General features: G+C 57.9%; 19 protein-coding genes. 8 read left to right on the forward strand and 11 right to left on the reverse strand.

The window, feature by feature from the left end; all coding sequences use genetic code 11:
* Positions 1-184: 184 nt before the first annotated feature.
* The 3 genes from AC3IT0_RS17120 (at position 185) to AC3IT0_RS17130 (ending at position 2,005) form a co-directional block, all read left to right on the forward strand.
* Entirely contained in the window at positions 185-769 is a 585-nt protein-coding gene (locus AC3IT0_RS17120; protein ID WP_489320875.1) for a hypothetical protein, read from the forward strand.
* Complete coding sequence (locus tag AC3IT0_RS17125) at positions 769-1,398, forward strand: RES family NAD+ phosphorylase (protein WP_489320876.1); 630 nt, start codon at positions 769-771, stop codon at positions 1,396-1,398. The genes AC3IT0_RS17120 and AC3IT0_RS17125 overlap by 1 nt, the downstream gene beginning before the upstream one ends.
* 142 nt (positions 1,399-1,540) lie before the next feature.
* Complete coding sequence (locus AC3IT0_RS17130) at positions 1,541-2,005, forward strand: Lrp/AsnC family transcriptional regulator (RefSeq protein ID WP_248759136.1); 465 nt, start codon at positions 1,541-1,543, stop codon at positions 2,003-2,005.
* Between the two features lie 38 nt (positions 2,006-2,043).
* Here AC3IT0_RS17130 and AC3IT0_RS17135 read toward each other — a convergent pair whose 3' ends face one another.
* The 3 genes from AC3IT0_RS17135 to AC3IT0_RS17145 form a co-directional block, all read right to left on the reverse strand.
* The gene (locus AC3IT0_RS17135) at positions 2,044-2,229 is read right to left on the reverse strand and encodes a hypothetical protein (RefSeq protein WP_489320877.1); all 186 of its coding nucleotides are present in this window, start codon (positions 2,227-2,229) and stop codon (positions 2,044-2,046) included.
* Between the two features lie 17 nt (positions 2,230-2,246).
* Positions 2,247-2,840, reverse strand: coding sequence for an SGNH/GDSL hydrolase family protein (locus tag AC3IT0_RS17140; RefSeq protein ID WP_489320878.1), 594 nt, complete (start codon positions 2,838-2,840; stop codon positions 2,247-2,249).
* 109 nt (positions 2,841-2,949) lie between these two features.
* Complete coding sequence (locus AC3IT0_RS17145; protein WP_489320879.1) at positions 2,950-4,131, reverse strand: acyltransferase family protein; 1,182 nt, start codon at positions 4,129-4,131, stop codon at positions 2,950-2,952.
* A 302-nt stretch (positions 4,132-4,433) separates the two neighbouring features.
* On the opposite strand from AC3IT0_RS17145, the gene AC3IT0_RS17150 reads away from it, so the two are divergent.
* Positions 4,434-4,691 (forward strand): hypothetical protein, encoded by a 258-nt coding sequence (locus AC3IT0_RS17150; protein ID WP_489320880.1) that lies wholly within the window; start codon positions 4,434-4,436, stop codon positions 4,689-4,691.
* Between the two features lie 74 nt (positions 4,692-4,765).
* On the opposite strand, the gene AC3IT0_RS17155 is transcribed toward AC3IT0_RS17150, so the two are convergent.
* The 8 genes from AC3IT0_RS17155 to AC3IT0_RS17190 form a co-directional block, all read right to left on the reverse strand.
* Complete coding sequence (locus AC3IT0_RS17155) at positions 4,766-6,271, reverse strand: tyrosine-protein kinase domain-containing protein (RefSeq protein WP_489320881.1); 1,506 nt, start codon at positions 6,269-6,271, stop codon at positions 4,766-4,768.
* A 791-nt stretch (positions 6,272-7,062) separates the two neighbouring features.
* Entirely contained in the window at positions 7,063-8,430 is a 1,368-nt protein-coding gene (locus AC3IT0_RS17160; protein ID WP_489320882.1) for an O-antigen polymerase, read from the reverse strand.
* Positions 8,431-8,498: 68 nt separating this feature from the next.
* Positions 8,499-9,572 carry an acyltransferase family protein gene (locus AC3IT0_RS17165; RefSeq protein WP_489320883.1) on the reverse strand — a complete coding sequence of 358 codons (1,074 nt, stop codon included), beginning with the start codon at positions 9,570-9,572 and terminating at the stop codon, positions 8,499-8,501.
* On the reverse strand, positions 9,572-10,516 hold the full coding sequence (locus tag AC3IT0_RS17170; protein WP_489320884.1) for a glycosyltransferase family protein: 945 nt from the start codon (positions 10,514-10,516) through the stop codon (positions 9,572-9,574). Before AC3IT0_RS17170 ends, AC3IT0_RS17165 begins: the two co-directional genes overlap by 1 nt.
* A gap of 2 nt (positions 10,517-10,518) precedes the next feature.
* Complete coding sequence (locus AC3IT0_RS17175; protein WP_489320885.1) at positions 10,519-11,136, reverse strand: hypothetical protein; 618 nt, start codon at positions 11,134-11,136, stop codon at positions 10,519-10,521.
* Between the two features lie 723 nt (positions 11,137-11,859).
* Positions 11,860-13,065, reverse strand: coding sequence for a polysaccharide biosynthesis protein (locus AC3IT0_RS17180; RefSeq protein ID WP_489320886.1), 1,206 nt, complete (start codon positions 13,063-13,065; stop codon positions 11,860-11,862).
* Positions 13,062-13,715: a hypothetical protein gene (locus tag AC3IT0_RS17185; RefSeq protein ID WP_489320887.1), complete on the reverse strand. Its 654-nt coding sequence runs from the start codon at positions 13,713-13,715 to the stop codon at positions 13,062-13,064. The genes AC3IT0_RS17180 and AC3IT0_RS17185 overlap by 4 nt, the downstream gene beginning before the upstream one ends.
* A gap of 213 nt (positions 13,716-13,928) precedes the next feature.
* Positions 13,929-15,074 carry a DUF1972 domain-containing protein gene (locus AC3IT0_RS17190; protein ID WP_489320888.1) on the reverse strand — a complete coding sequence of 382 codons (1,146 nt, stop codon included), beginning with the start codon at positions 15,072-15,074 and terminating at the stop codon, positions 13,929-13,931.
* A 988-nt stretch (positions 15,075-16,062) separates the two neighbouring features.
* On the opposite strand from AC3IT0_RS17190, the gene AC3IT0_RS17195 reads away from it, so the two are divergent.
* The 4 genes from AC3IT0_RS17195 to AC3IT0_RS17210 all read left to right on the forward strand — a co-directional run bounded on the left by AC3IT0_RS17195 (position 16,063) and on the right by AC3IT0_RS17210 (position 21,514).
* On the forward strand, positions 16,063-17,490 hold the full coding sequence (locus AC3IT0_RS17195) for a sugar transferase (protein WP_489323832.1): 1,428 nt from the start codon (positions 16,063-16,065) through the stop codon (positions 17,488-17,490).
* A gap of 49 nt (positions 17,491-17,539) precedes the next feature.
* Positions 17,540-18,853, forward strand: a complete 1,314-nt coding sequence (locus tag AC3IT0_RS17200) for a UDP-glucose dehydrogenase family protein (protein WP_489320889.1) — start codon at positions 17,540-17,542, stop codon at positions 18,851-18,853.
* A 20-nt stretch (positions 18,854-18,873) separates the two neighbouring features.
* Positions 18,874-20,745: a DUF4012 domain-containing protein gene (locus AC3IT0_RS17205; RefSeq protein WP_489320890.1), complete on the forward strand. Its 1,872-nt coding sequence runs from the start codon at positions 18,874-18,876 to the stop codon at positions 20,743-20,745.
* A 175-nt stretch (positions 20,746-20,920) separates the two neighbouring features.
* Positions 20,921-21,514, forward strand: a complete 594-nt coding sequence (locus AC3IT0_RS17210) for an LPXTG cell wall anchor domain-containing protein (RefSeq protein ID WP_489320891.1) — start codon at positions 20,921-20,923, stop codon at positions 21,512-21,514.
* The last annotated feature ends 46 nt before the right edge of the window (positions 21,515-21,560 follow it).

Here is a 21,560-nt window from a genome sequence, read left to right on the forward strand (position 1 = left end):
ATCCCCCGGGTGCCCCAAACGACCGCCTCCAAGGCAGCATCTTCAGCCGGTAAACGCTGGGCCTGCTCCGGCGCCTTTCCGAGGTAGAAGCTGCCAGAATTTCTTGTCCCACAATCATTAGCAATGGCATAGACTGTGGGGGTCGTTAGGAGACGTCATCGCTGTCAAGGACCGCGGCACCGGAATGAAGCCCGACCACGGGGCCGGCACCCTCAATGCATGGATCAACTCTGCCCGTCCCTCGTTTTCTGAACAGGACCTGGTCTCAGCCCTGGAAGACATGACCCGCAGCACGACGGCAGCCGACCTGTCTGCACGCGACCGGGACTTCTGGGACAAGAACTCGGGAATCGCAGCCGACCATGCCGCCGTCGCTATCGCCTCCGCCGCGAACGCCGCCGCCCGGCTCGTTTTTGACGCTTCTGCCCGCACGGCCGCCGAGGTCGCCGAGCGCATGCACATGTCCGCGTCCACCATCCGGCACTACAAGTCGGCACGGAAGCTCTACTCGTACCTGGTCAACGGCAAGCTAGCCTTCCCGCAATGGCAGTTTAACGACACGGGTGACCAGTCGATCCCCTCCTTGGAGGACGTTCTGGGTGCGTTGCCCGACGACCTGCACCCGCAGGCGGTGGCCGGGTTCTTCCTGACGCCCCAACCCGACCTGGTCCTGAACGGAATGCATGTCTCGGCCAAGTCATGGCTGGAGGCCGGCGGCAGCAAGAAGGTCGTCGTCGACCTTGCCGAGGGACTGGCGGCCGGCTACTGATGCCGGACCAGTACCCGCCGGACGCGGCTACCCTGCGGGCTCTGGGATACGAAGCAAAGACGATACCGGCTGGCACCGTGCTGTGGCGGATCCACTTCACCGCCTCGGGGCATATGGTGCCGTGGAACCGACTGCGCACCTGGGGGCCCGTGCCGGGCTCACGCTGGGAACCTCACCCGCTGCCGCCAGGTGATGCCGCGCCGCTGGGTGCCGCCTACCTCGGTGAGGATGTGCCGACGTGCTTGGCGGAGGTATTCCAGCTGACCCGTTTCGTCGACGTCGATCGCGACGACCCTTACGTCACTGCGTTTAGTACCACGCGTGACCTCGCACTGGCCGACCTCACGGGAGACTGGCTGCTGCCGGCCGGCGGTTCGGCGCAGATCGCTTTCGGCGAGAAGGGGCGAACCCGAGCCTGGGCCCGTGCCATCCATGAGACGTGGCCGGACCTTGATGGCGTGTACTCCCTCTCGGCCATGGCCCTGAACCGCAAGGTGGTGACACTGTGGACCGAGGACGCCATACCGGCGGCCCCAGAGTTCTCCTCACCCCTGAACGCGCCGGGCATCGTCTCCGATGTGATGACAGCTGCTGCGAAGATCCGTTACACCAGCAACATCGTCCTCTGAACACGCCCACCACCGCTAACCGTCCCCGGGGGAAGTTTCGTATCCAGTACTTCCGCAAATCGTGGAAGGTTCCGCCGGATGGACCTAGTCTGGAAGACGAATTGAAATGTGAGCCGGATAACGGGCGGGAGCGGTGGACGAATTGGCGCGACTTGAAGGGGAACCCGGGGAGGTGCCGCTGGACGACGTCGACCGCCGGATCATCGCCGAACTCACCCGGGACGGGAGGATGTCCGTGACCCAGGTGGCCGAGAATGTCCACATCTCCCGGGCCCATGCGTACACCCGCATTGCCAGGCTGACCGGCGAAGGTGTGCTGACCAAATTCACGGCCCTGGTGGACCCCATCAAGGCCGGGCTGAAGTCCTCCGCCTACGTGACGCTCAAGGTGAGCCAGCATTCGTGGCGTGAACTGCGCGAGCAGCTGCGCGCGATCCCGGAGGTCCATCACATCGCCCTGGTGGGAGGCGATTTTGATGTGATCCTGCTGGTGCGCGCCATCGACAACACCGACCTGCGGCGGGTGATTTTCGATCAGTTGCAGGCCATGCCGGGCGTCCAGGACACGCAGACGTTCCTGGTGTTCGAGGACGTTGATACGCGCTAACAGATAGAAGAGGCATCGCCGCGTCCGCAGAAGGCGGCTCACTGAATCAGCGTGGCCCAGGACTCCAGGAACTTCTCAGCAAGATGCGCGTGGCCGGCGGTGTTCGGGTGCGCACCGTCAAAGTCGAATCCCGGGCTGTTGGCACCCGTGAACCAGCCGGCCTCGTAGGCGTCGATGAACGGAGCACCAGCGGCTGCGGTCCCGGCGCGGACGGCGCTGTTCACACCTTGCAGTTCCGCCGCTACGGCTGGGGGGCCGAGGGCCCAAGAACAATTACCTGGACCCCGGGCCACAGGCTGCGGGCCGCCTCGATTGTCTGCGCCGTGGCGGTTTGGATTTCATCAGGGCTGGTGATCAGGGCGTCGTTCTGGCCGCCTTGAAGGATGAGGACGTTGGGGACGAAGCGCGGAACCTCAGCGATTTCCCGCAGCCGGACTTCGTACTCACGGGCCTGGTTGTCCTCCGGACCACCGCCCCACGCGAAGCCGGTTCCGCCCACACCGTCGATGTTGGTGGGGTATCCGAGCGAGCCGGCAACAAGGTACGCCCACCCCTGGCCCGGCAGGTCCGCGCCCACACCGGCAGTGTACGAATCGCCAAGAATCAGGAGGACGGGCTGGGCGGGAAGCTTGATTTTCAGCTGTTGGGCCGCTGCAGTGGCTGTGGGTGCCGGGGTCGCCGTAGCAGTCGTCGTGGCCACCGGAGAGCTTGCCGTCAGAGGGCTTACGGCATCGCCTGGGCCGCGCGGATTCGTCAGGGCGATTCCTGCTGCCCCGAAGGCAACCACGGCCAGCAGAAAGAGTGCACCGTACTTGATCCATTCCTGCTTGGTCACGTTAAGTCCCCCACCGTTTCTCGTCACCCGGCACATCATACCGGCGTCGTCGCGGAGAAATTCAGCACGGTCAGGAAAGAGGTCGACGACGGCCTGGTCACCAAAGTGCCTAGGAACGTCCGGCGAGCTCCAGTTCCCGCTCCATGGCCGGCGCGGGCTCCGGGAAGGGACGGACGACGGCGGGCTCCAACCTTCTGGAGGCCCAGCGGCGGATGGGCCGCTCCACAAAGCGGAAGGATCCATACGCCATCAGGACGGTCAGGGACGCCGTCAGCGGTACGCGGACGGCGAGCGACGGGACCAGGGGAATCAGCAGGATAAAGACCGGCAAGTGCCAGAGGTACATTCCATAGGACAGGTCCCGGCCCGTGCGGGAAAGCCAGCGGTGGCCCAGGATCTTTGAGATGAGGCCGTCCGGCAGCAGGACAAGCCAGCCGATGACCAGCCCGGACAGCATCGCCAAGGCAGTGGGGCCCACTGTCCAGAAGACATCGAACCAGGCTCCGGGGTCGGTGGGCTCCTTGAGCAGGAACACGGCGAGCAGCAGGGCGAGTCCCGCGAACGGACCGCCGCGGCGGACACCGGCCAGCAGCGAGCCATGGAGCCGCGAGCCCGGGCTGACGGACGTCAACATCAAGGCCACAGCGCACCCCAGCAGCAGCTCGTCGGCCCGTGTATCCGGCCCGTTGTACAGCCGTGCCAGCGATGCGCCGCCTGAGACCATGAAGAACCGTGAAACCAGGAACCCCGCCGCCAGGCCGGCCGTGATCCAGGCGACGGTGCGGACCTTGCAGAACCCCAGCATCACCAGAAGGAGCACCGGCCAGATCAGGTAGAACTGCTCCTCGACGGCGAGCGTCCATGTGGGGCTCAGCGCGCCGCCGCCGGTGGAGGAACCGAAGGCTCCGAAGTTGGACAGGTTCATCACGTAGCCAGCGGCCGGTATGGCATCGGCTGCCTGGCCGCCCCACCCCGACGACGGAAAGATCAGGCCGACCGTAACCACCACAGCACAAAGAACCAGCAGCGCAGGCCAGAGCCGGGCGAGCCGTTTGGCGTAGAAGATTCCAAGGCGCAGCCGGCCCGTGGAGCGGTACTCCTTCATGATCAGGAGGGTGATGACAAAGCCGCTGAGCGTGAAGAAAACGTCCACGCCAATGGATCCACCAGGGGCGAACCCGGTTATCGTGTGGAAGAGGAAAACGCCGATCACCGCGACGGTGCGCAGGCCATCGAGTGCGTGCTGCCGCCCGGACATCAGTCCGGATTCGGGCGCCAACGGGCGTTCCATTGTGTTCGGGATTCCACTACTTGACCAAAAATTCACCCATCAAGCATAGATAAGGTTCCATGTGCCTAGCTGACTGAAGGCTGGGTGCCAGCTGGATGCGGTGGCCGCGGCGATACCCGTCCGGAGTTGATGGGCACCGCTCCCCATCGCGGCCTTCGCCGCGGACACGGCATTATTAGTCCGCCGATTCCTCCGGCGCCGGGCCACGCCCCTGGCAGAGCTGGCCGCCTCCGCAGTCCCCGCCGCATAAACACCAGCAGGGTCAGCCACTCTATGGCGCACCCGGCCAGCAGTACGTCCAGGTGCCCGCCTTCACCCAGACGCCACAGAAGCCGGGAATGCCGGTCTGGGGCTGGGTGGCCGGCGGCGTGGGTGTGGTGGCGGTCATCGCTGTTGCAGGCGTGATGGCGTTCAACGGCCTCTCCAGCGCCAGCAAGGAACCGGAAGCCGCTCCGTTCCTCAACGTGAGCGAACCAGCAGCGCCCGGAGAGTCCGGCCGAAGCTGCACTGATCGCGGAAAACTGGCAGCGCCGTATACCTGTTCAACGTGTCCAAACTAAAAGGAAACCAGCTTGACTGACCTATTTCGAAGCCGAACGCACAGTTACTGGAAGGCGAACGGTCGGGTTGCGGTCTACTGGGGCCCAAATCGGCTGGCGGGAAAAACTTTGGCCGGTTGGACGTCGTCTTCAAATGGCGTTTGCCCGAATTCGTTCACAGCTTCAGAGGCGTAACGGTTAGCAAATTTCGAAGCGCGGTCCTGGTCGTTCTCGGACTTCAATTGCGACTTCGCGTCGGTGCTGTAGTAGCCATACGCATAGGCATCCGGGCCCTTAGCAGGCAGCCTATTTAGTACAATCCCGAGGATGTTAGATCCGACCATCTCGAGTGCGTAGATAGACTTCTGAAGATCCTGATGCTTGAGTTTCTGTGATCCGACAACGAGAACCACACCCCCAACGTGTTGAGACAGTACGGCGGCGTCCGTTACGGGGAGCAGCGGCGGAGCGTCAATAATGACGGAGTCAAACGCATGGCCAAGTCTCTCAAGCAGATGCTTCATTTCACTCGATCCGAGTAATTCGCTGGGATTCGGAGGGATCTGTCCCGACGCGAGCACATAGAGATTGTCATCGCCCCACGGTTGAAGTAAGTCATTGACGTCTGCCATGCCGACGAGCGCCGTCGTCAATCCGGCAGACCGATCCAATCCAAGATATTCATTGATCATCGGACGACGAAGGTCGGCGTCCACAAGACACACCGACTGGCCTGCCTGAGCGAGTGCTATGGCTAGGTTAGTGGCCGTCGTGCTCTTGCCTTCTCCTGGTAGGGACGACGTCACGAGCACGGTTTTGGCCTGGCCTGTAACGTTGGCGAACTGAAGGTTTGTTCTCAGTTGCCGGAAGGACTCGGCGCGAGGGCTTTGTGGAGCAGTTTGGGTCAGGAGCGGCTTGCGAGTAGCGTCTTGATCAAACGAAATCCCGCCCAAAAGCGGGGCAGTTGTTATGTGACGGAGATCAGCTTCGCCCCGAATTCTATTGTCGAGGGCTGTCCTGAGCACGCTTACGCCGACTCCGGCTGCGATGCCAATTATCAGACCTAGAAGCATGTTCATCCGCGTATTAGGTGCCGATGGAGTCGTCGGTGCGACGGCCGGTTTGATGACGGAGAGACTAACGGGCGAAGTGCCTCCGTTCTTCGGCTTCTCCAAGGTGTCAACGGCTTCTATCAGGCTTCCAGCTACTTCTTGCGCAATGGCTGCTGCCTGCACAGGCGAAGTGTTCACGACGGAAATGTTAATAAGCACAGTTTGCGGTTCCGAGGTTGCAACAACGTTCGTTGCCAGTTGTTCCGCTGTCATGTCCAGCCCTAGGGCGTCAATTACGGGCTGCAGCACGACCGGCGAATCCACGGTCTTCACATACGACAGGACTCGGGCCTGGCTAAAAGTATTTCCTTGCTGAAGCTCCTGCACGGAACCCGAGCTTTGAATTGCGACAAAGAGCTGTGTGTCTGCAGTGTAGATCGGCTTGGTCAGCATGGACGAGCCCCCTGCTAGCAGCAGGCCTGTCAAAGCCGCTGCGACAATCAAAATCCAGTTGCGACGGAGAATGCGCAGGTAATCGCGTATGTCCAAACCGGGGTCCCCCTGTGATGAAATTCCCGGAGCCGCGAAACAGCCTGCCCCGGAACGGCAATATTCGTGCGGTCTTGCTAATTCTACCTGTCTGGAGGAATAGACTCATGCGCGACGCCGCCTTGCACGTGGTGCGATTCAACGCCACCTGAAGGGGTAGGATATGCAGTCCCCGGACAACAGTGACTTGTATGGCTCGGGACTTGACCCGCCGTACAGTGCGTAGCTTGAATGGCTCACGTTGCCACGTCAGTGTCTGGACGACCGCGACCTGCAGCCATCCTGTTTGGGTTAGGACTCTCCCAGCGCATCACGGCGCGTGTCCATATCCTCAAACACCAAGGATGTCTGCCGCCAACTTCCACGACTCCTCGCGATGTGGCCCCGACATAGCCAAGCACATCCCGGGCATCACGTAGACACCAGTGACGACGCAACGCTCGACACCGATGTGCTAGCGGCTTCACCGGAAGACGCCCTAGCGATGCCGCCCGATGGTCCAAGCCACGTCAATGCCTCTCCGGTGAAGGCGACCTCCACATGGCCCTGCCATTGCTTCCGTCGTGGCCTACGGTATGGCCGGCGACTTCTTAGATGGCAACGAGATCGACGCCCATTGCGGCGAGACCTGACGATCAAGCTGGCCCGCAAGGGTCCGACCTTCCCCGTGGAGGCCCCTGGCTACCGCATTCCGCCAACGCCGGCGGCGGTGGAGTTCCAGTCGCAATCGAGAGGACAGCGAAATGGCGATTTCATGGCCAGTTTGCACTGAACCGGATCCGAGCCTAACCCTAGCCGCCTCTTATTATCGAAGTGTTTTCAATCGTCTCGACAGCTTTGGGAGCTGAAAACCTAGGTGGTAGTGGCTCTCTATCCCCGCTGAGCCATCTTATGGCTAAGAGCAGCAGGAAACCCGCGAGTGATACGGTCGCGGAACCCGCGAAGCCTGAAATCTGCGCCAAGCAAACCCACGTCAGCGCATATCCGTAGACAAGGCCGACTACTCGCGTCTGGCTTGCGCTCCGAATCTCACTCGTGCGAATAACTACCGATGCCCAGTAACGAAGGAGAAGCATTGCGATCATGGCGTTCAGGAAAACGCCAAAGTAACCGAAATTCATATAACCCTCACCCGCGAGGGTCGGAGGAATCCCGCCCCCGAGGAACTGGACGCCGTTAAGCTCTTTCAGCATCATGTCTGGAGAGACCTGTTTGCCCGGGAGAACTGATGCGAACAACGTGAAGTACGAGCTACCGAACTGCAATGGGATAGCTCCAGAATCAATAACATTCTTAACCAGCATCGCATTCTCGGGAACGACCTGCGTATAGTGCAGAATCGCGGACCAAGCGATAGCTAGACTGTCACCGCTTGCGACGGCATCGCGGTACTGATAGGAACTTGCCATATCTTCGGTGTTGTAAACACGCCACGCGGCGAGCGCACCCATGAGTCCCAGGAGAGATGCCGCGATGACAATAATCCTGCCGGATCCGAGTTTCCTTGTCGTCACAGCGACCATGACTGCGAGTGGGAACACAAAATATATAAACGGGACGCGGTTGCCGTAACCGAGCATGATGACCAGCGCTATTGCCACGAGCAGCCACGTCTTACTCCACCCCTTGATTGCTACAGCTGCGGCCGTCGCCGTAGGCAGGAGGAAGGCGAACATTCGGATGAACCCAGACCCACCTTCGGCCGCGTCCACGCGAGCTTGCTCAAGGTCTGACTGCAAAGCGGGGACTCCCTGCGTCGCGAAATATGCAAGCGCCGCAAGGAGAAACAGGATGAAAAAAACCTTCGACGAGAACCAGTAGCGATTGACGGACAAGGGTCTGGGTGCCTTCGCGGAAGAGCGAGTCAGGTTCGCGGCAAGGAGGAAACCCGCCGCCATGCCCAGCGCTTGGAGAAGCCACAAGACGAAGTACTCTTCGTATTGATCGGCGCCCAGAGCCCCTGCGGAAACCGAAGCGATTGTCAACGATCCGAATACGATAGGAGCTGGCCTGAGAATCGTTGGAATGACCGTGGCGTTGGAATCAGCGCCCCACCAGAGAACAACGAGAAATACCCCGACCAATATTTGGATCAACGGTCCCGGGTGCGGCATCAAAATTGTCGCCATAGGAACCGCAATAACAATAAGCAACATCATGAGAATAACTGCTATGGACCATCCCCCCGACTTCTGCGTGGGCGCTGGGTTCGTTGCAGTTAGTCTCGTCATGCCGGATTCAACTCTCTCTTGGAGTCCCGTTGACTACGGCGGATTATCGCTCTCTTAAGCTTCTGTGAAGGCTGTTCAACGAGGAACCACGATGCAACTGCCGCAGCCAAAGTTAGCACTATACCCTCAAGTGCGTAGCCCTCCCCATCAACGCTGCCTCGCAGCCAGCATACGACAACGAAGTTCCAAAGATATGTGCCATACGAGATACGCCCCAGGAGCGTTAAAGGCATGAGAATCCGCGGAACTCGTGGATAGGAGATGCCCGCCACTACCAAAGTTGCTACACATGCTGCAATGATCGGCCCGAAGAGCAAGTATGTCAGTGGCAGATCCTTCGCTTGGGGGACGAAGCAGAATCCGACAAGGACTGCCGCCGCGATGATCTGAAGCCAACGCCAATTGGCGAGACGGCGAACCCGTTCCAAGTACAGACGGGAGGCAGCTCCGATGATGAGGGCAGGCACCCATGATGTCGGCAATGTGTACACTGTCGCGGTCGAGGGAACCACAAGTAACGCAGCCATAGTCAGGAACATGCAGCCGACCAGCACGGATGCAACCATTAGGCCTACCTTAGACTTGCGCAGGGCAAAAATTAGTAGCAGAGGCCACAGAAGATAGAACTGCTCCTCGACCGCCAGAGTCCACATGTGCCCAAGGCCGGGCCCAAGGTGTATGCCCGGAACGTTTGCCACATATCCCAGGCCCACCACGAAGCTTAGAATCGGGTTCGTGTCTCCCATCCGCTCCGTTGTGAGTTCCACGGTGACATACACCAGCAGGACTACAAGCAGGGCCGGGAGTAGCCGGAACCCGCGGTTGAGGTAGAACCGTCTATACGACAGCCTCCCGGTCTTGCGGATCTCGGACTGGATAATGTCGGTTATCAAGAACCCTGATAGACCAAAGAACATCGTCACTCCCGTAACGCCTGCACCAGCAAACACATCCGGCCACGCATGCCGCAGGAGAACGAACCCTACGGCAACACCCCTCAAGAAATCCCACGAGTCGATTCGCCCCGAAGTTGGCTTTACCTCAACAGCCAATGCACCAAGTTTCTCCATTATCTTGCCTTCCTGGCAGCGGACCGGCGCCAGTTGCGACCGCGATAACTTGCATATCGCCGGATCGCGAAAGCATCCCTAAGCCCCGGGAGACTGCTACGTTCGATCAGCAACGATGCTAAGATCACAAGTCCGTCGCGGGCCCTCGCGACGAGCGGGTTTCCTGGACGCAGCTTGCCCAATGACCACGCCAAGAGGAATCGATTGCGGACGCCCAGCAGATCCGCGAGCCTGTTTCCACGCTCGTAGCCCCTGACGCTCCTCACGTGGGAGAATCCTTCCATATCGAAGACCGCCGACGGAATCCCCAACTTGTTGGCCCGGATGCCAAGCTCCGCGTCCTCTCGGTAAGCAAGGAACAAATCGTCGAAAAAGTGGCCGGACTGACTTCGAATCTGGTCGAATGATTTCCTATCAACTACCAAACAAGCGCCAGTGACGCCACTAACAACATTCTGCTGGCCATCGTGGATCATCCAGCGGTCACCCTGAAACTTGTCGAAATGGCGCCCCGACTTCGTCCATTCGATTCCAGCGCTGTCAAAAGTCTGAGTGGAATCTCCTCCATCTGTTGCTCGACTGAGCGTGGGTCCCAACAAGATTGGTTGCTGTTGCTCTTTAGCTTTGGCCCCAAGTCTCTTCATTGATTCCGGCTGCAGCACAACATCAGGGTTCAAAACTAGTACCGCGTGTGCGCCCAAACGGAATGATTCTTCCAACAGAAAGTTGTGCCCAGATGCAAACCCAAGATTATCGAATCTGTGATGAATGAAGCATTTCGTGGCTGTTCTCAATTCCTCCGTCAAAGTCACGATGGACGAGAATTCATTTCGGGTACCGGAAACCAAGATGTGAACCGAGGCGATATCCTTCGCGTTTTCGACAAGTGACTCAACAGTTCTGCTGAAATCATCTGATTTGGGCCGAAAGAGTACTATCGTCACGCTCAGCATGAAACTTCACCAATCAATCCGGCAACTTGTCGTGCGCGGGTCTGCCACGAGTGTTCGATTCCGATGCGTTGACGCCAGACCTCGGTGGGACCAGGACCTTCAAGCCACTCTGCGAGCGTATCCTCCAGTCTTACGCCGTAGTCAAGAAGGTACGCGAAGTCCTTCCGCAACGTGTGTGGCCAGAGCAATCGCGGGCAAATGACTCTAATACCCAACGCCGAGAGAGTATATACCTTCATCAAATCCTGGCTCAGCGTATAGTCACTCACCACGTGGGGCACGACCGCTGCGGTTTGCCGTCCGGACAAAGCGGCTAAATCGTCAACCGACAGCCACTCATGGACTTGCAATGCTGAACCCAAACGGTGCCTGAGACGCCCCAACAGTGCTAGCATCGTCGGATCGGATCCGGGTGCACCAATAACCACTTCATCGAAATATTCGAGTGAACAAATTCTTTCGATGAGATCAAAATCTGTCCGTCCCGAGAAAAAGTGACCTAAAAGGACAAGCCGACGCGTTGAATCGTCTGCGGTCTTTAGTGCAGCAACCTCGGGAGCAACACCATTAGGAACTATTGCCGTGGACGGCAGGCCAAGTTTTGCAGCCATATAAGGGCTATTACACGTCACTCCGGATGCTGCACTACGTCCCGTGGCCACTGCCCTATAAGACAAAGCACTGATAGTTCGGTGCCATAAATTGATGTCCGGCGCGATTGACCAATCATCGTAGAAATCAATCCATTTTGAGCTTCGCTCCCTCAAGGAAAAAAAGACAGGTGAAAGCACTGCCCGCGCACTTCCGGTCCCGTGGAGTCGACCTCCCGGCCACCATTTACCAGAATTTGTGTGTCCGGATACTGATCCCTGACGCCCGTGGAATAGCGTCTCGTAGGATTCACTAACGACGCCGAGCTTAACGAGCTCACGGGTCAACAAGACCGGCCTCGTATTTGTCTTCCCCCCCGGGGGTACCGCCCAAGCAACTTGACTAATCATGCGAAACTTTCCCCTCTGTGGAACTGCCAAGACTGAAACACAGACTGATTCCGCGCCAGCCAGTCGGAATATGTTGGAGGGCTCCAACCCCACCTGCGATGGCGAAGGTTAGCCGTCATGTAGCCATGGATGGATCTGATTACGCGACGGACCGGGGAATCCACTCTTTCATGTGCTGGAGCGCATTTGTCGCGCCAACACAGAGGCGAAATGACGATCGACGTACATTCGACAGTTTGAACAGGATCGAAGCAGCCGCATCTCTTCCCTCCGAGCGTCTCCAAGTTGACGCTTGAAGGCAGCATCTGGCGAAAAAGGGACTGCCTATCAAATCTAATTGACATGACGAGACATGTCCTTGCGAAAAAATAGAATGAATAGAAGCAGACCGAGTATTACAGTCTCTGCCAAGACAATGGCGGTTGCGGCCCCTTCAGCGTGCCACGTATTGATAAACGGCGCCAAAACCAGGACCCCCACGACTGCACCGGCTATGTTGGCCGTTATGGGTACCCAAAGTCCCTTTCTTACCCTCAGCGTTGCCACCATCAGGGGATTTATCCAGAGGGGAATCATGGAGGCAGACAAAACAAGAATAGTTGAAAGTACGTTGCTGGCGATCAAGCTATCCAGGGGAAGAACCGTGGCAATGAGGGCTGCTCCAGCGACCATGCAGGCGCAAAAAAAGCCAGCAACGGCTCCTTTTCGAACCGTAGACAATGGGTTTAAGCTATGTGCACCGCCATTGACCAGCAATAGAGGAGCGCTAAGAACCGGAATCGATGTCAAGAGAATAACGGGGTACGAGGCAAGCGCCAAATATCCGGCTTCTGCCAACTGTCCGGTCTGTCCCAGGACAAACGTCGGGAGGCGCCAAATTACAGCACTACAGATTGTCGTAGCTACAAATGGGAATGTCGCCGTTGCCAGTCGACGGACATCCGACCACGACGTGGACCACTCCGCGAGGCTCGGGGGCCGGCTAGCTACAAGTCCCCCGACAACAGTCGCAATGCCATAGCCCATGAGAATCCACTGAGTGTCAGCTGGAACCATCCAAGTAAAAACCATGAACAGAACTCCGATGCCAGCCTTCTCCAGCAGAATGGACCGTTTTTCGCCAGTGGCATCGATTCTTAATATGATTCGATTGCTGCTGTTCCTTGCGCTAAGCACATTCCCCAAGCAACACAAAATTACTATGATCGCGTTCCAGTGGTCGTCACTATCGATCACTTGAATCTGAGTCCCAACCAAAATGGCCGTGGCGCCGCCAGCCACTAACCCTCTGTAGTAGGTCAGAGCAGAAATAACAGGGGCCCGACCCTTGGTGCGCGTCCGGGACAATAGCCAGGTTGCAGCACTGTCAGTGCCGGAGTCAGCAAAAAGCGCCGCCGTAGCTGCAGCCGTTACAACCACAGCCACTTGTCCAAATTGGTCATTTTCTAGCCTGAGGCTCGCAAGGAGTAGCGCCAATATCGGCAGTCCGCGGGCGAAAGCCAGAACCCCGCCGTAAACGAGTGGGGATGAATTACTCATGCGACGTGACCACTTCGTGCGAAAGATGGTTGTAATTTCTTTTCAAAACTTTTGGCCCTCTGTCTGTTTTCACATATTGCCCTTCGCCGAAGCAACTGAAAATTCGCACGGAAGCGCGATTCCTCACGGAGATGTGCGATAATTTGCAGGCTTGCTGAGTGACATAACGCTTCGCGTCGATGGCTTTCACGACGAGGCAAGGAGTCGATTCCGGCAGACTTCAGTTCTATATTTGCATTTACCTTAAGCCAACAGACTACAACCATCGACGTATTACGGACGTGAAGCGATTGTTGTTCGAAGACAGGCACTATCGCGCAAGCGCCTAGGGTACGGTTGAAAGGTTCGTTACTCTTGGCCGGCGACTCATCGTCTAGGTGTTCTTCGCCTATCAGAACAGCGTCAATTCCCGCTGCGCCATCTATCGCTGGCGGCTCAGAGGCCAAGAGTGGATTTTCGAGTTCATCAACACCACTCTTTGTGCTGACTGATGTGCCTGCAATGGTGGAGGCAGTACTTGCGGCGTCGTTGTCTGGTATGAATTCGTTCTTCAATACCGGGCTGCTGTCGGAAATGCTCTCAGCAAAAGACGTCCTCTGAGCCAACTCATCCACGGAACTTGATTCCGCGCCCCATACAAAGATCAGCATGGTCGATTTATGCATCGGAAACATCCGCGGGGACGTCAAACTTTTTCTGCCCGCGCCTGGATCCGTAGAAGTCACGAAAGCAACGCATTTGCCCTGCGTGCTGTGAACATTTTCCTGCATATCCAATGTTCAGCTCCCCCAGCTTTCTCAGTGATGCCCGCGCAGTCGGCCAAGGACCGTTTCGCTTTGGTTGTCAGACGGATCACTCGCGCCCTAGACTTCCATCCGTTCCCGCGAGTGTCCCCTAATCCAACGCAGAGCTACCGCTTCATATCGACCGCAAACATCTGCCCATGAATACTCAGTTCGGGCCCGCTGTACCAAGTCCGCTGAGATGTCATTTTGGTTCAAATCCGTCATTGCCCCGCTGACAGCCGCACCAATGCTGAGAGAGTCGGGCTCGACAAAAATACCCAGATCCCCTAGGACTTCGCGGTTATAGACAGTATCTCGAGCCACTACAGGGGCTCCGCACGCCATTGCCTGGACTAAGGCAGGGTTAGTGCCGCCGACGCTATGTCCATGGAAATAGACTCCGCAGTGCTGCCACAGTGATAGCAACTTCTCGTCGTCATTAACATGCCCCATCCATGTCACGTTCGAGTACCTACCGGCGAGATCGGCCGCGGCATCGTCGAACATTCCGCCATACCCGGAAGAACCAACAATAACCACGGGATGAACGGCAGCTATGTCAGGAATGGCTTCAAAAAATTCACTTATGGTGTTTTCTGGAACAAATCTTGCCACGACCAGAACGTAACCACGGCGACTCAGACCATCCACGATCGGGAGAGTCCCCGGCACATCGCCACCGTAAGGGATGAAGACGGAGTCTCGCTTGAAATCAGCTTTCCATATCCTTCGAATTTCAAGAGAGTCCGAAATAAGCTCATTGGCAAACCAAGCCGTAAACTTTGCACCAAGCTTAAAAACGCCTTTGGCAGCCCTCCCCCATTTGGCGCGCTTCCATTCTATGCCATCAACATTTACTATTGATGGAATACCCCGTAATCGCAATAATGGTAACCAGAATCCATTGGCAACGTTCATGACAATCGCTACGTCCGGTTTGTGCACCAACGCGTGAAGTACAGCGGTAAGACCATATGAAAGAGTGCTGAGAGACTTAGTTTCGACGCCTCGAGTTGTGACACAGTTGATTCGAGCGTCCGCATCTGGGTCATCTTCGCGAGTCGAACCTGGGCGGCCGTAAACTGTCGTCGTCCAGCCGGAATCAGCCAAATAGGGCGCCAATTTACGTACTGCGGTCTCAAACCCGCCGTAGTAACTCGGGTAGCCGCGCGTTCCAATAATAGCAACTGACTTTGAAGTGCCTGCCCGTTTATCAGGTTTCATAGTTCCCACGCTTCCGGATTGTTATTCGACCATCTGCAAAAGCAGTTGCAAATAAAGTTCTTGATTTTCTCCATTCGCTGCGATTCTCGACAGCGCGAACACTGAATGGGAATCGGGCGGGCCGGCTCCTCACCAGGATGACACTTCGTGTAGTTCGAAGTGCACCTGCGGGTCACTCCATCGGGCACGCCAGCGGGCCCACCCTAACACAGCCCCAAAAACACTGGCTAACGACCCAGCCCGTTGTCGCAGATCATCGTCACAAACAAAATCCTTGGCGCCATTCGATTTCGCCTGACGCACACGCTCGTCACATAACTCAGGCGCTCATCGCATGGGCGCCGAACTGATCTGCTCCGTCCTTACGTCAAAGCCTGCGCTAAACCCTCCGGCGACGATGCTTTGCGTGAGTCAGGGCGGCTCGAAACAGAAAGCCTGTACAGTCAAGGCTGATCCGTTCGGCATCGTCGGCGTGTGAAGGCCAATATGTCGCGGATGCCAACCAAAATTGGTGTTTGCAGCTGTTTCCGAGGCATGCAAACAGCTCGACATCACAGAGCGGCCACACGGAGGAGGGTTTCAAGCCCGTTTTCGTAGATTTGCCGATGCCACGCTAGGGGCGGGACCGTCGCATACATCGACGAGGAGTCGCCTAAGCGGCTGAGTCGCACAACAACTCCCTTAAAGACCCCGCCCATTTCCTAGACCCAAACATCATGGGTCATATCTGCTGATCGAGATTGCCATGAGGATGGCGGGCAATTCCACCTTGTCGACAGCGGCCGGGACAATGAAGAACACTGCAACGAGCGAATCTGGCTAGCGGTGGTCCAACCCAGAAGCCGGGTACGAGGAACTCGGCAGCGCCAAATTCGAGGGCAGAGGCTCCGAAATATTGCGGACCGTCTCGCGGCCGGCTGTATCCTAACGGTGGAACCCGCGCGGTGATTCATAAATGACTACAAAATGGGGAAACTAATTGGGGACGATGCCGGATTGGCGCGTGCGGGCATCCCGCAGACTGCGAGTTGTTGACGCGTTCGTTATAGTTTGGGCGATTGCTGGCGCCTACCTCGTGAGGTTTGGGCTGGAGCCTAACTTTGTGGTGCAGGGCCAAGAAATAACATATGTCTGGCTGTCGGTCGTCCTAGTTCTGGCATGGTGGCTCATGCTGGGGGCTTGGAATTCACGACAGAGTCGTATCTTGGGCTCCGGCGCTGACGAATACAAAAGGGTTGCTGCTGCGTCCTTGTGGCTCTTTGGCCTTGTAGCCATCGTTTCCTTCGTGCTCCGGATAGACACAGCACGCGGGTATGTTGGCATCGCTCTGCCAGCAGGTTTGCTCGGGCTTATTCTCGCTAGGTGGCTTCTGCGCCAGCATTTGAGCGTCAATCGGCAGGTCGGAGGCAGCATGTCGCGACTGTTACTCCTTGGAGGCCCCAGCGCAGTCGCGCATCTCGCGACGACTCTGACGAGTGCAAGGCACGCTGGTTACTTGCCAATCGCCGCCTACACTCCTGGCACGTCGGAGGCAACCAAGCTGGAGTCAGTGTCTGGCCTGCCTGTTCTCGGGCATGACCCGGATGTGCATTCAATAATTGAAGCCATTGATCGCAGCAATGCCGATGCCGTGGCCGTGTCCGCCGGGGTGCAGTTGCATCCTCAGACCCTCCGACACCTCGGTTGGGAGTTAGCGGCTCGAAACGTGGGACTTATCATGGCCCCTGCTCTGACCGACATTGCTGGCCCACGAATTCACACCCAGCAAGTCGCCGGGCTGCCGCTGATCCACGTGACTACGCCGACATTGGAGGGTGGACAGCGTGTCGCCAAGCGGTTATTTGACGTCGTCGTTTCCGGCGTCCTGATCATATTCGCAGCGCCGCTGATGGGCCTTCTAGCCATGTTAGTGAAGCTTGACAGCCGAGGGCCTGTTCTTTTTAGGCAGGAGCGAGTGGGTATCGAAGGCTCCCATTTTGGAATGCTTAAGTTCCGGTCGATGGTCGTAGACGCCGAACAGCGTCTCGCCGAACTCGCCCATCGCAACGAGGGCAACGGTGTTCTATTCAAGATCAGGAATGACCCCCGGGTCACGCGCGTGGGCGGGTTCCTGCGTAAGTACAGCTTGGACGAACTGCCGCAGCTCTTTAACATCTTTGCCGGTTCGATGAGCCTCGTTGGTCCCCGTCCTCCTTTGCCCCGCGAAGTTGAGGCGTATGAGCATGACGTTCGGAGGCGGTTGTTGGTCAAACCCGGGCTGACCGGCCTTTGGCAGGTCAGCGGACGCTCCAACCTGTCATGGCAAGATTCGGTCCGCTTGGACCTCTACTACGTGGAGAACTGGTCGTTGGCAGGGGACCTGGTAATCATTCTTCGGACAGTCCGCGCCGTGTTTCACAGCACGGGCGCCTACTAAATACTTTCAAAGTCGGACGACCGCCCTCTTGGGGAAGGAACTAGAACAAATGCGTATTTCAGTTATCGGCTGCGGCTATCTCGGAGCAGTCCATGCAGCCTGCATGGCTAAACTAGGCCACGAAGTGGTCGGCATAGACGTGGATACACGTAAGATTGCTGAACTTTCCGATGCCACGGCCCCTTTTTACGAGCCTGGTCTGGAGGGACTTCTTCGCGAAGTCCAAGCGACAGGCCGGTTGACGTTTACAACGGATATGGCCGCTGCCGCGGGAAGCGACGTTCATTTTATTTGTGTGGGCACACCCCAGAAGAAGGGCGAAAATGGGGCTGACATGACATACGTGGACGCCGCGACACTGGCGCTATTGCCACACATCTCGTCAGGAAACATTGTCGTCGGCAAGTCCACAGTTCCCGTCGGAACGGCACAACGATTGGCTGGCCTGGTCCAAGCACAGGAAGCCACGGCCCATTTGGTTTGGAATCCAGAGTTCCTTCGCGAGGGTCACGCAGTGTCTGACACACTAAGCCCAGACCGATTGGTTTACGGAGTCGCCGACGGGTCCGAGGACCACCCGGCAGTTGCCGTGCTGGACGAAGTTTACGCTGGTTCGCTGGCTGGGGGGACGCCTCGCCTAGTTACGGACCACCCAACCGCCGAGCTGGTGAAAGCTGCTGCGAATTCGTTTTTGGCTACAAAAATCTCCTTCATCAATGCGATGGCAGAAGTATGCGAAGCCGCTGGCGCCGATGTGACCAGCCTTGCCGACGCTATCGGCATGGACGACAGAATCGGACGCAAGTTCCTGAATGCAGGCATCGGCTTCGGTGGCGGGTGCCTCCCCAAAGACATACGTGCCTTCATGGCGCGAGCCGGTGAGCTTGGCGCAGACCAAGCCCTCACGTTCTTGCGGGAGGTCGACGCCATCAATATGCGTCGACGTTCACGGGTAGTGGAACTGACACGCGAAATCTGTGGCGGAACTTTACTCGGCAAACGAATCACAGTTCTGGGTGCAGCTTTTAAGCCAGAAAGTGATGACGTACGGGATTCCCCTGCTCTGAGCATTGCCGCTCAACTCCAGCTTCAGGGTGCCGTAGTCACAGTGACCGACCCCGAGGCCCTTCCCAACGCTTCGAAGCGATTCCCGGAACTTCACTATGAGGCCGATCTAGAAAATGCAATTGGCAAGGCCGATGTCTTGCTGCTACTTACGGAATGGCAGCAGTACCGGAGCCTGGACCCATATGAAGTGGGTTCCCGAGTTTCGTCGCTCCGTATTCTCGATGGCCGTAATGTACTCGATGCCGCCAAATGGCGTGCAGCTGGCTGGACGTACCGCGGCATGGGACGGCCCTGACTATGGCGCCAACCCACGCTGTGCCAGACACCAACCACGAGAACGGCAATTTGACCGGCGATCCGCGCTCCACACTCAGCCCGAAGGGCCGTAGGAAGAATCGTCGTCTGGTAACCGTGGCAGTATGTCTGGCGGCAGTCGCAATCCTGTTTGTTGCCTCCGCAATTTGGCTAGGCGCAAAGGCAAGCGTTGTCACGAACGAGCTCAAGGCTGCGACGCAACTGATACCGGTCCTCAAAGACAACATCACGGGAGATGAGGCAGAAGCGGCTGAAGTCACCGTCGGTCAGTTGCGTTCGCACACTACAGCAGCGCGCGATGCCGTGGTAGATCCACTTTGGACTTTGGCGTCAGAGATTCCGTGGCTGGGGGCAAATTTCAGTGCGGTCGCAGAGGTCGCACGCTCTGCTGACGACGTCGCAACACTTGGAGTTTCTCCTCTCGTCAAGGTATTCAGCTCGCTGAATTGGGACAGCCTTATTCCTAGCAGCAGCGGGACCGATTTAGAACCGGTTCTGAATGCCTCGCCGAGTGTCTCGTCTGCGGCACATGCCGTACGAGCGTCGGCTGAACGACTGGACGCGATAGAAACTAGCGACCTACTGCCGCAGGTTGCCGCGCCTTTGACAAGTGCTCGGGAGCAACTGTGGGCGGTGTCAGGCGCGTTAGACGCGTCGGCCGATGCCGCCGGGATCGTACCCGGCATGATGGGAGCTACTGCTCCGCGCACATATCTTCTAATGATCCAAAACAATGCCGAGACTCGGGCCTCAGGAGGCATACCCGGAGCGCTTGCCGTTTTAAGCCTCGATAAGGGTGGCCTAACCCTCGGATCACAAAGCAGCGCGAGTGATATCGGTGTAGTGAACCCCATAGTGCCTGTGGACCCAGAGCAACAACTGATCTACTCCACGCGTCTGGGCAAGTTCATGCAGGACGTGAACCTGACGCCCGACTTTCCAACAGCAGCCAGCACCGCTCAGGCCATGTGGGAGAAAAAAACCGGACAGCGCGTTGACGGCGTGATCTCCATCGACCCGGTGGCATTGGGCTACATTCTGGATGCCACCGGCCCAGTGAATTTGACGCAGCCCGAGCTAGTGGCACTCGCATCCGTGGGCTTGCCCACAGAGCTGACCGGTAAGAACGTCGTCCAGACCTTGCTCTCTGACGTATACGCAAAGATCGAGCAGCCCGCTCTGCAAGACGTCTACTTCGCAGCCGTTGCCCAGGAAATTTTTGCGGCCTTGTCGCATGGAAAGGGGGACACCGAAGGTCTGATCGCAGGGTTGACACGCGGTACTGACGAAGGTCGTGTTCTCGTCTGGTCCGGACTGCCGGCGGAACAGTCTGTCATAGCAAAGTACGCTTTGAGCGGATCCGTTACTGGGCCGAGCATAGCCCCTGCTCAGTTCGGCGTTTACTTCAACGACGGCACGGGGGCCAAGATGGATTACCACGTCAAGCGAACAGTTCAGCTGGTGAAGGAATGCACGCAAGACGGGTACGAGCAAACCACTGTTCGCATTACGAGCACAAATACTGCACCTGCCGACGCAGCAACGTCGCTCCCGGCCTATGTCACCGGCGGTGGCGTTTTTGGCGTGCCCGCCGGATCAGTTCAAACCAACATAGTGGCGTACGGTCCCGTCCAAGCAAACGTAGAGACCGCCAAAGTCGACGACCAGAGGACCGGCTTTGCTCCCTATCTGCACAGCAACCGGCCCGTGGGTGTACTCGCCGTTCGGCTGGCCCCCGGGGAGAGCAAGACGGTTGACTTTACTTTCGGGAAAATCGTTCAGCACACCGAACCTAACTTAGTTGTCACGCCCTCTGTCCAAGCTGTCAAAGATGTGATCCTGCCCACAGAGATTCGTTCATGCGGGCAGTAGTTATAGACAGTGCGTTAACACTATGTAAACCAATTGGATTGAGATTGCTAGCCACAGGAAGTGGATGGTAACGTCGTTGTGGGATATATATCCGGGATTTTCGCACAGGTCTCGTGCGGAGAGGAACCTCCTCAATTCGGGTACACCAAAACTTAACGTCTCCGGGGGGACAACAATGAAAAAAACGCTCGCAGCACTCGCACTTGCAGGATCACTTGCAATGGTCGGCACCGCGCCGGCCATCGCCGCCAATTACCCGCCACTTCCGCCCCAGGCCAACGTCTTTGATGGAACAGTTGGCCCAGGCGAGCGGTTCGTCTTCCGCGGCCAGGGTTTCCTCGCCGGCGAATCACTCACGATCGCCGTGACACCCGGCAACCCTCCGGCGGCTGGCGGTGTCACCATCACGGGCGGCACAGCGGTAGCAGCCAAGATTCCAGTCTTTCAGGCACCCACGACTTTTGGTACCAGCGCTGACTCTCAGGGCCGCGTTGAATTCCCGGTCTCGTTCAGTGGGGTCGGGACCTACTCCGTCACCGCAACGGGTAACACGTCTGGCATCACCATCGGCCCAGTCACAGTCACGGTGGCGGCTCCCCTGGCAAACACCGGCGGCGCTCCCCTCGCTAACACAGGAGCCGGCCTTGCCAACACCGGTGCTGACTCGGGCCTCATCCTCTGGACCCTGGTTGGCGCTGGCGCGCTGGCCGCCGGTGCAGCATCTGTGGTTGTAGTTCGCCGCCGCGCCAAGAACGAGGTTGCTGCCTAACCGCTGCACCTTCCAAGCACCAAAGAGGGTGGGTGGTGGTCCGGGA

This window comes from Pseudarthrobacter sp. KH_020_B, from assembly GCF_057840185.1.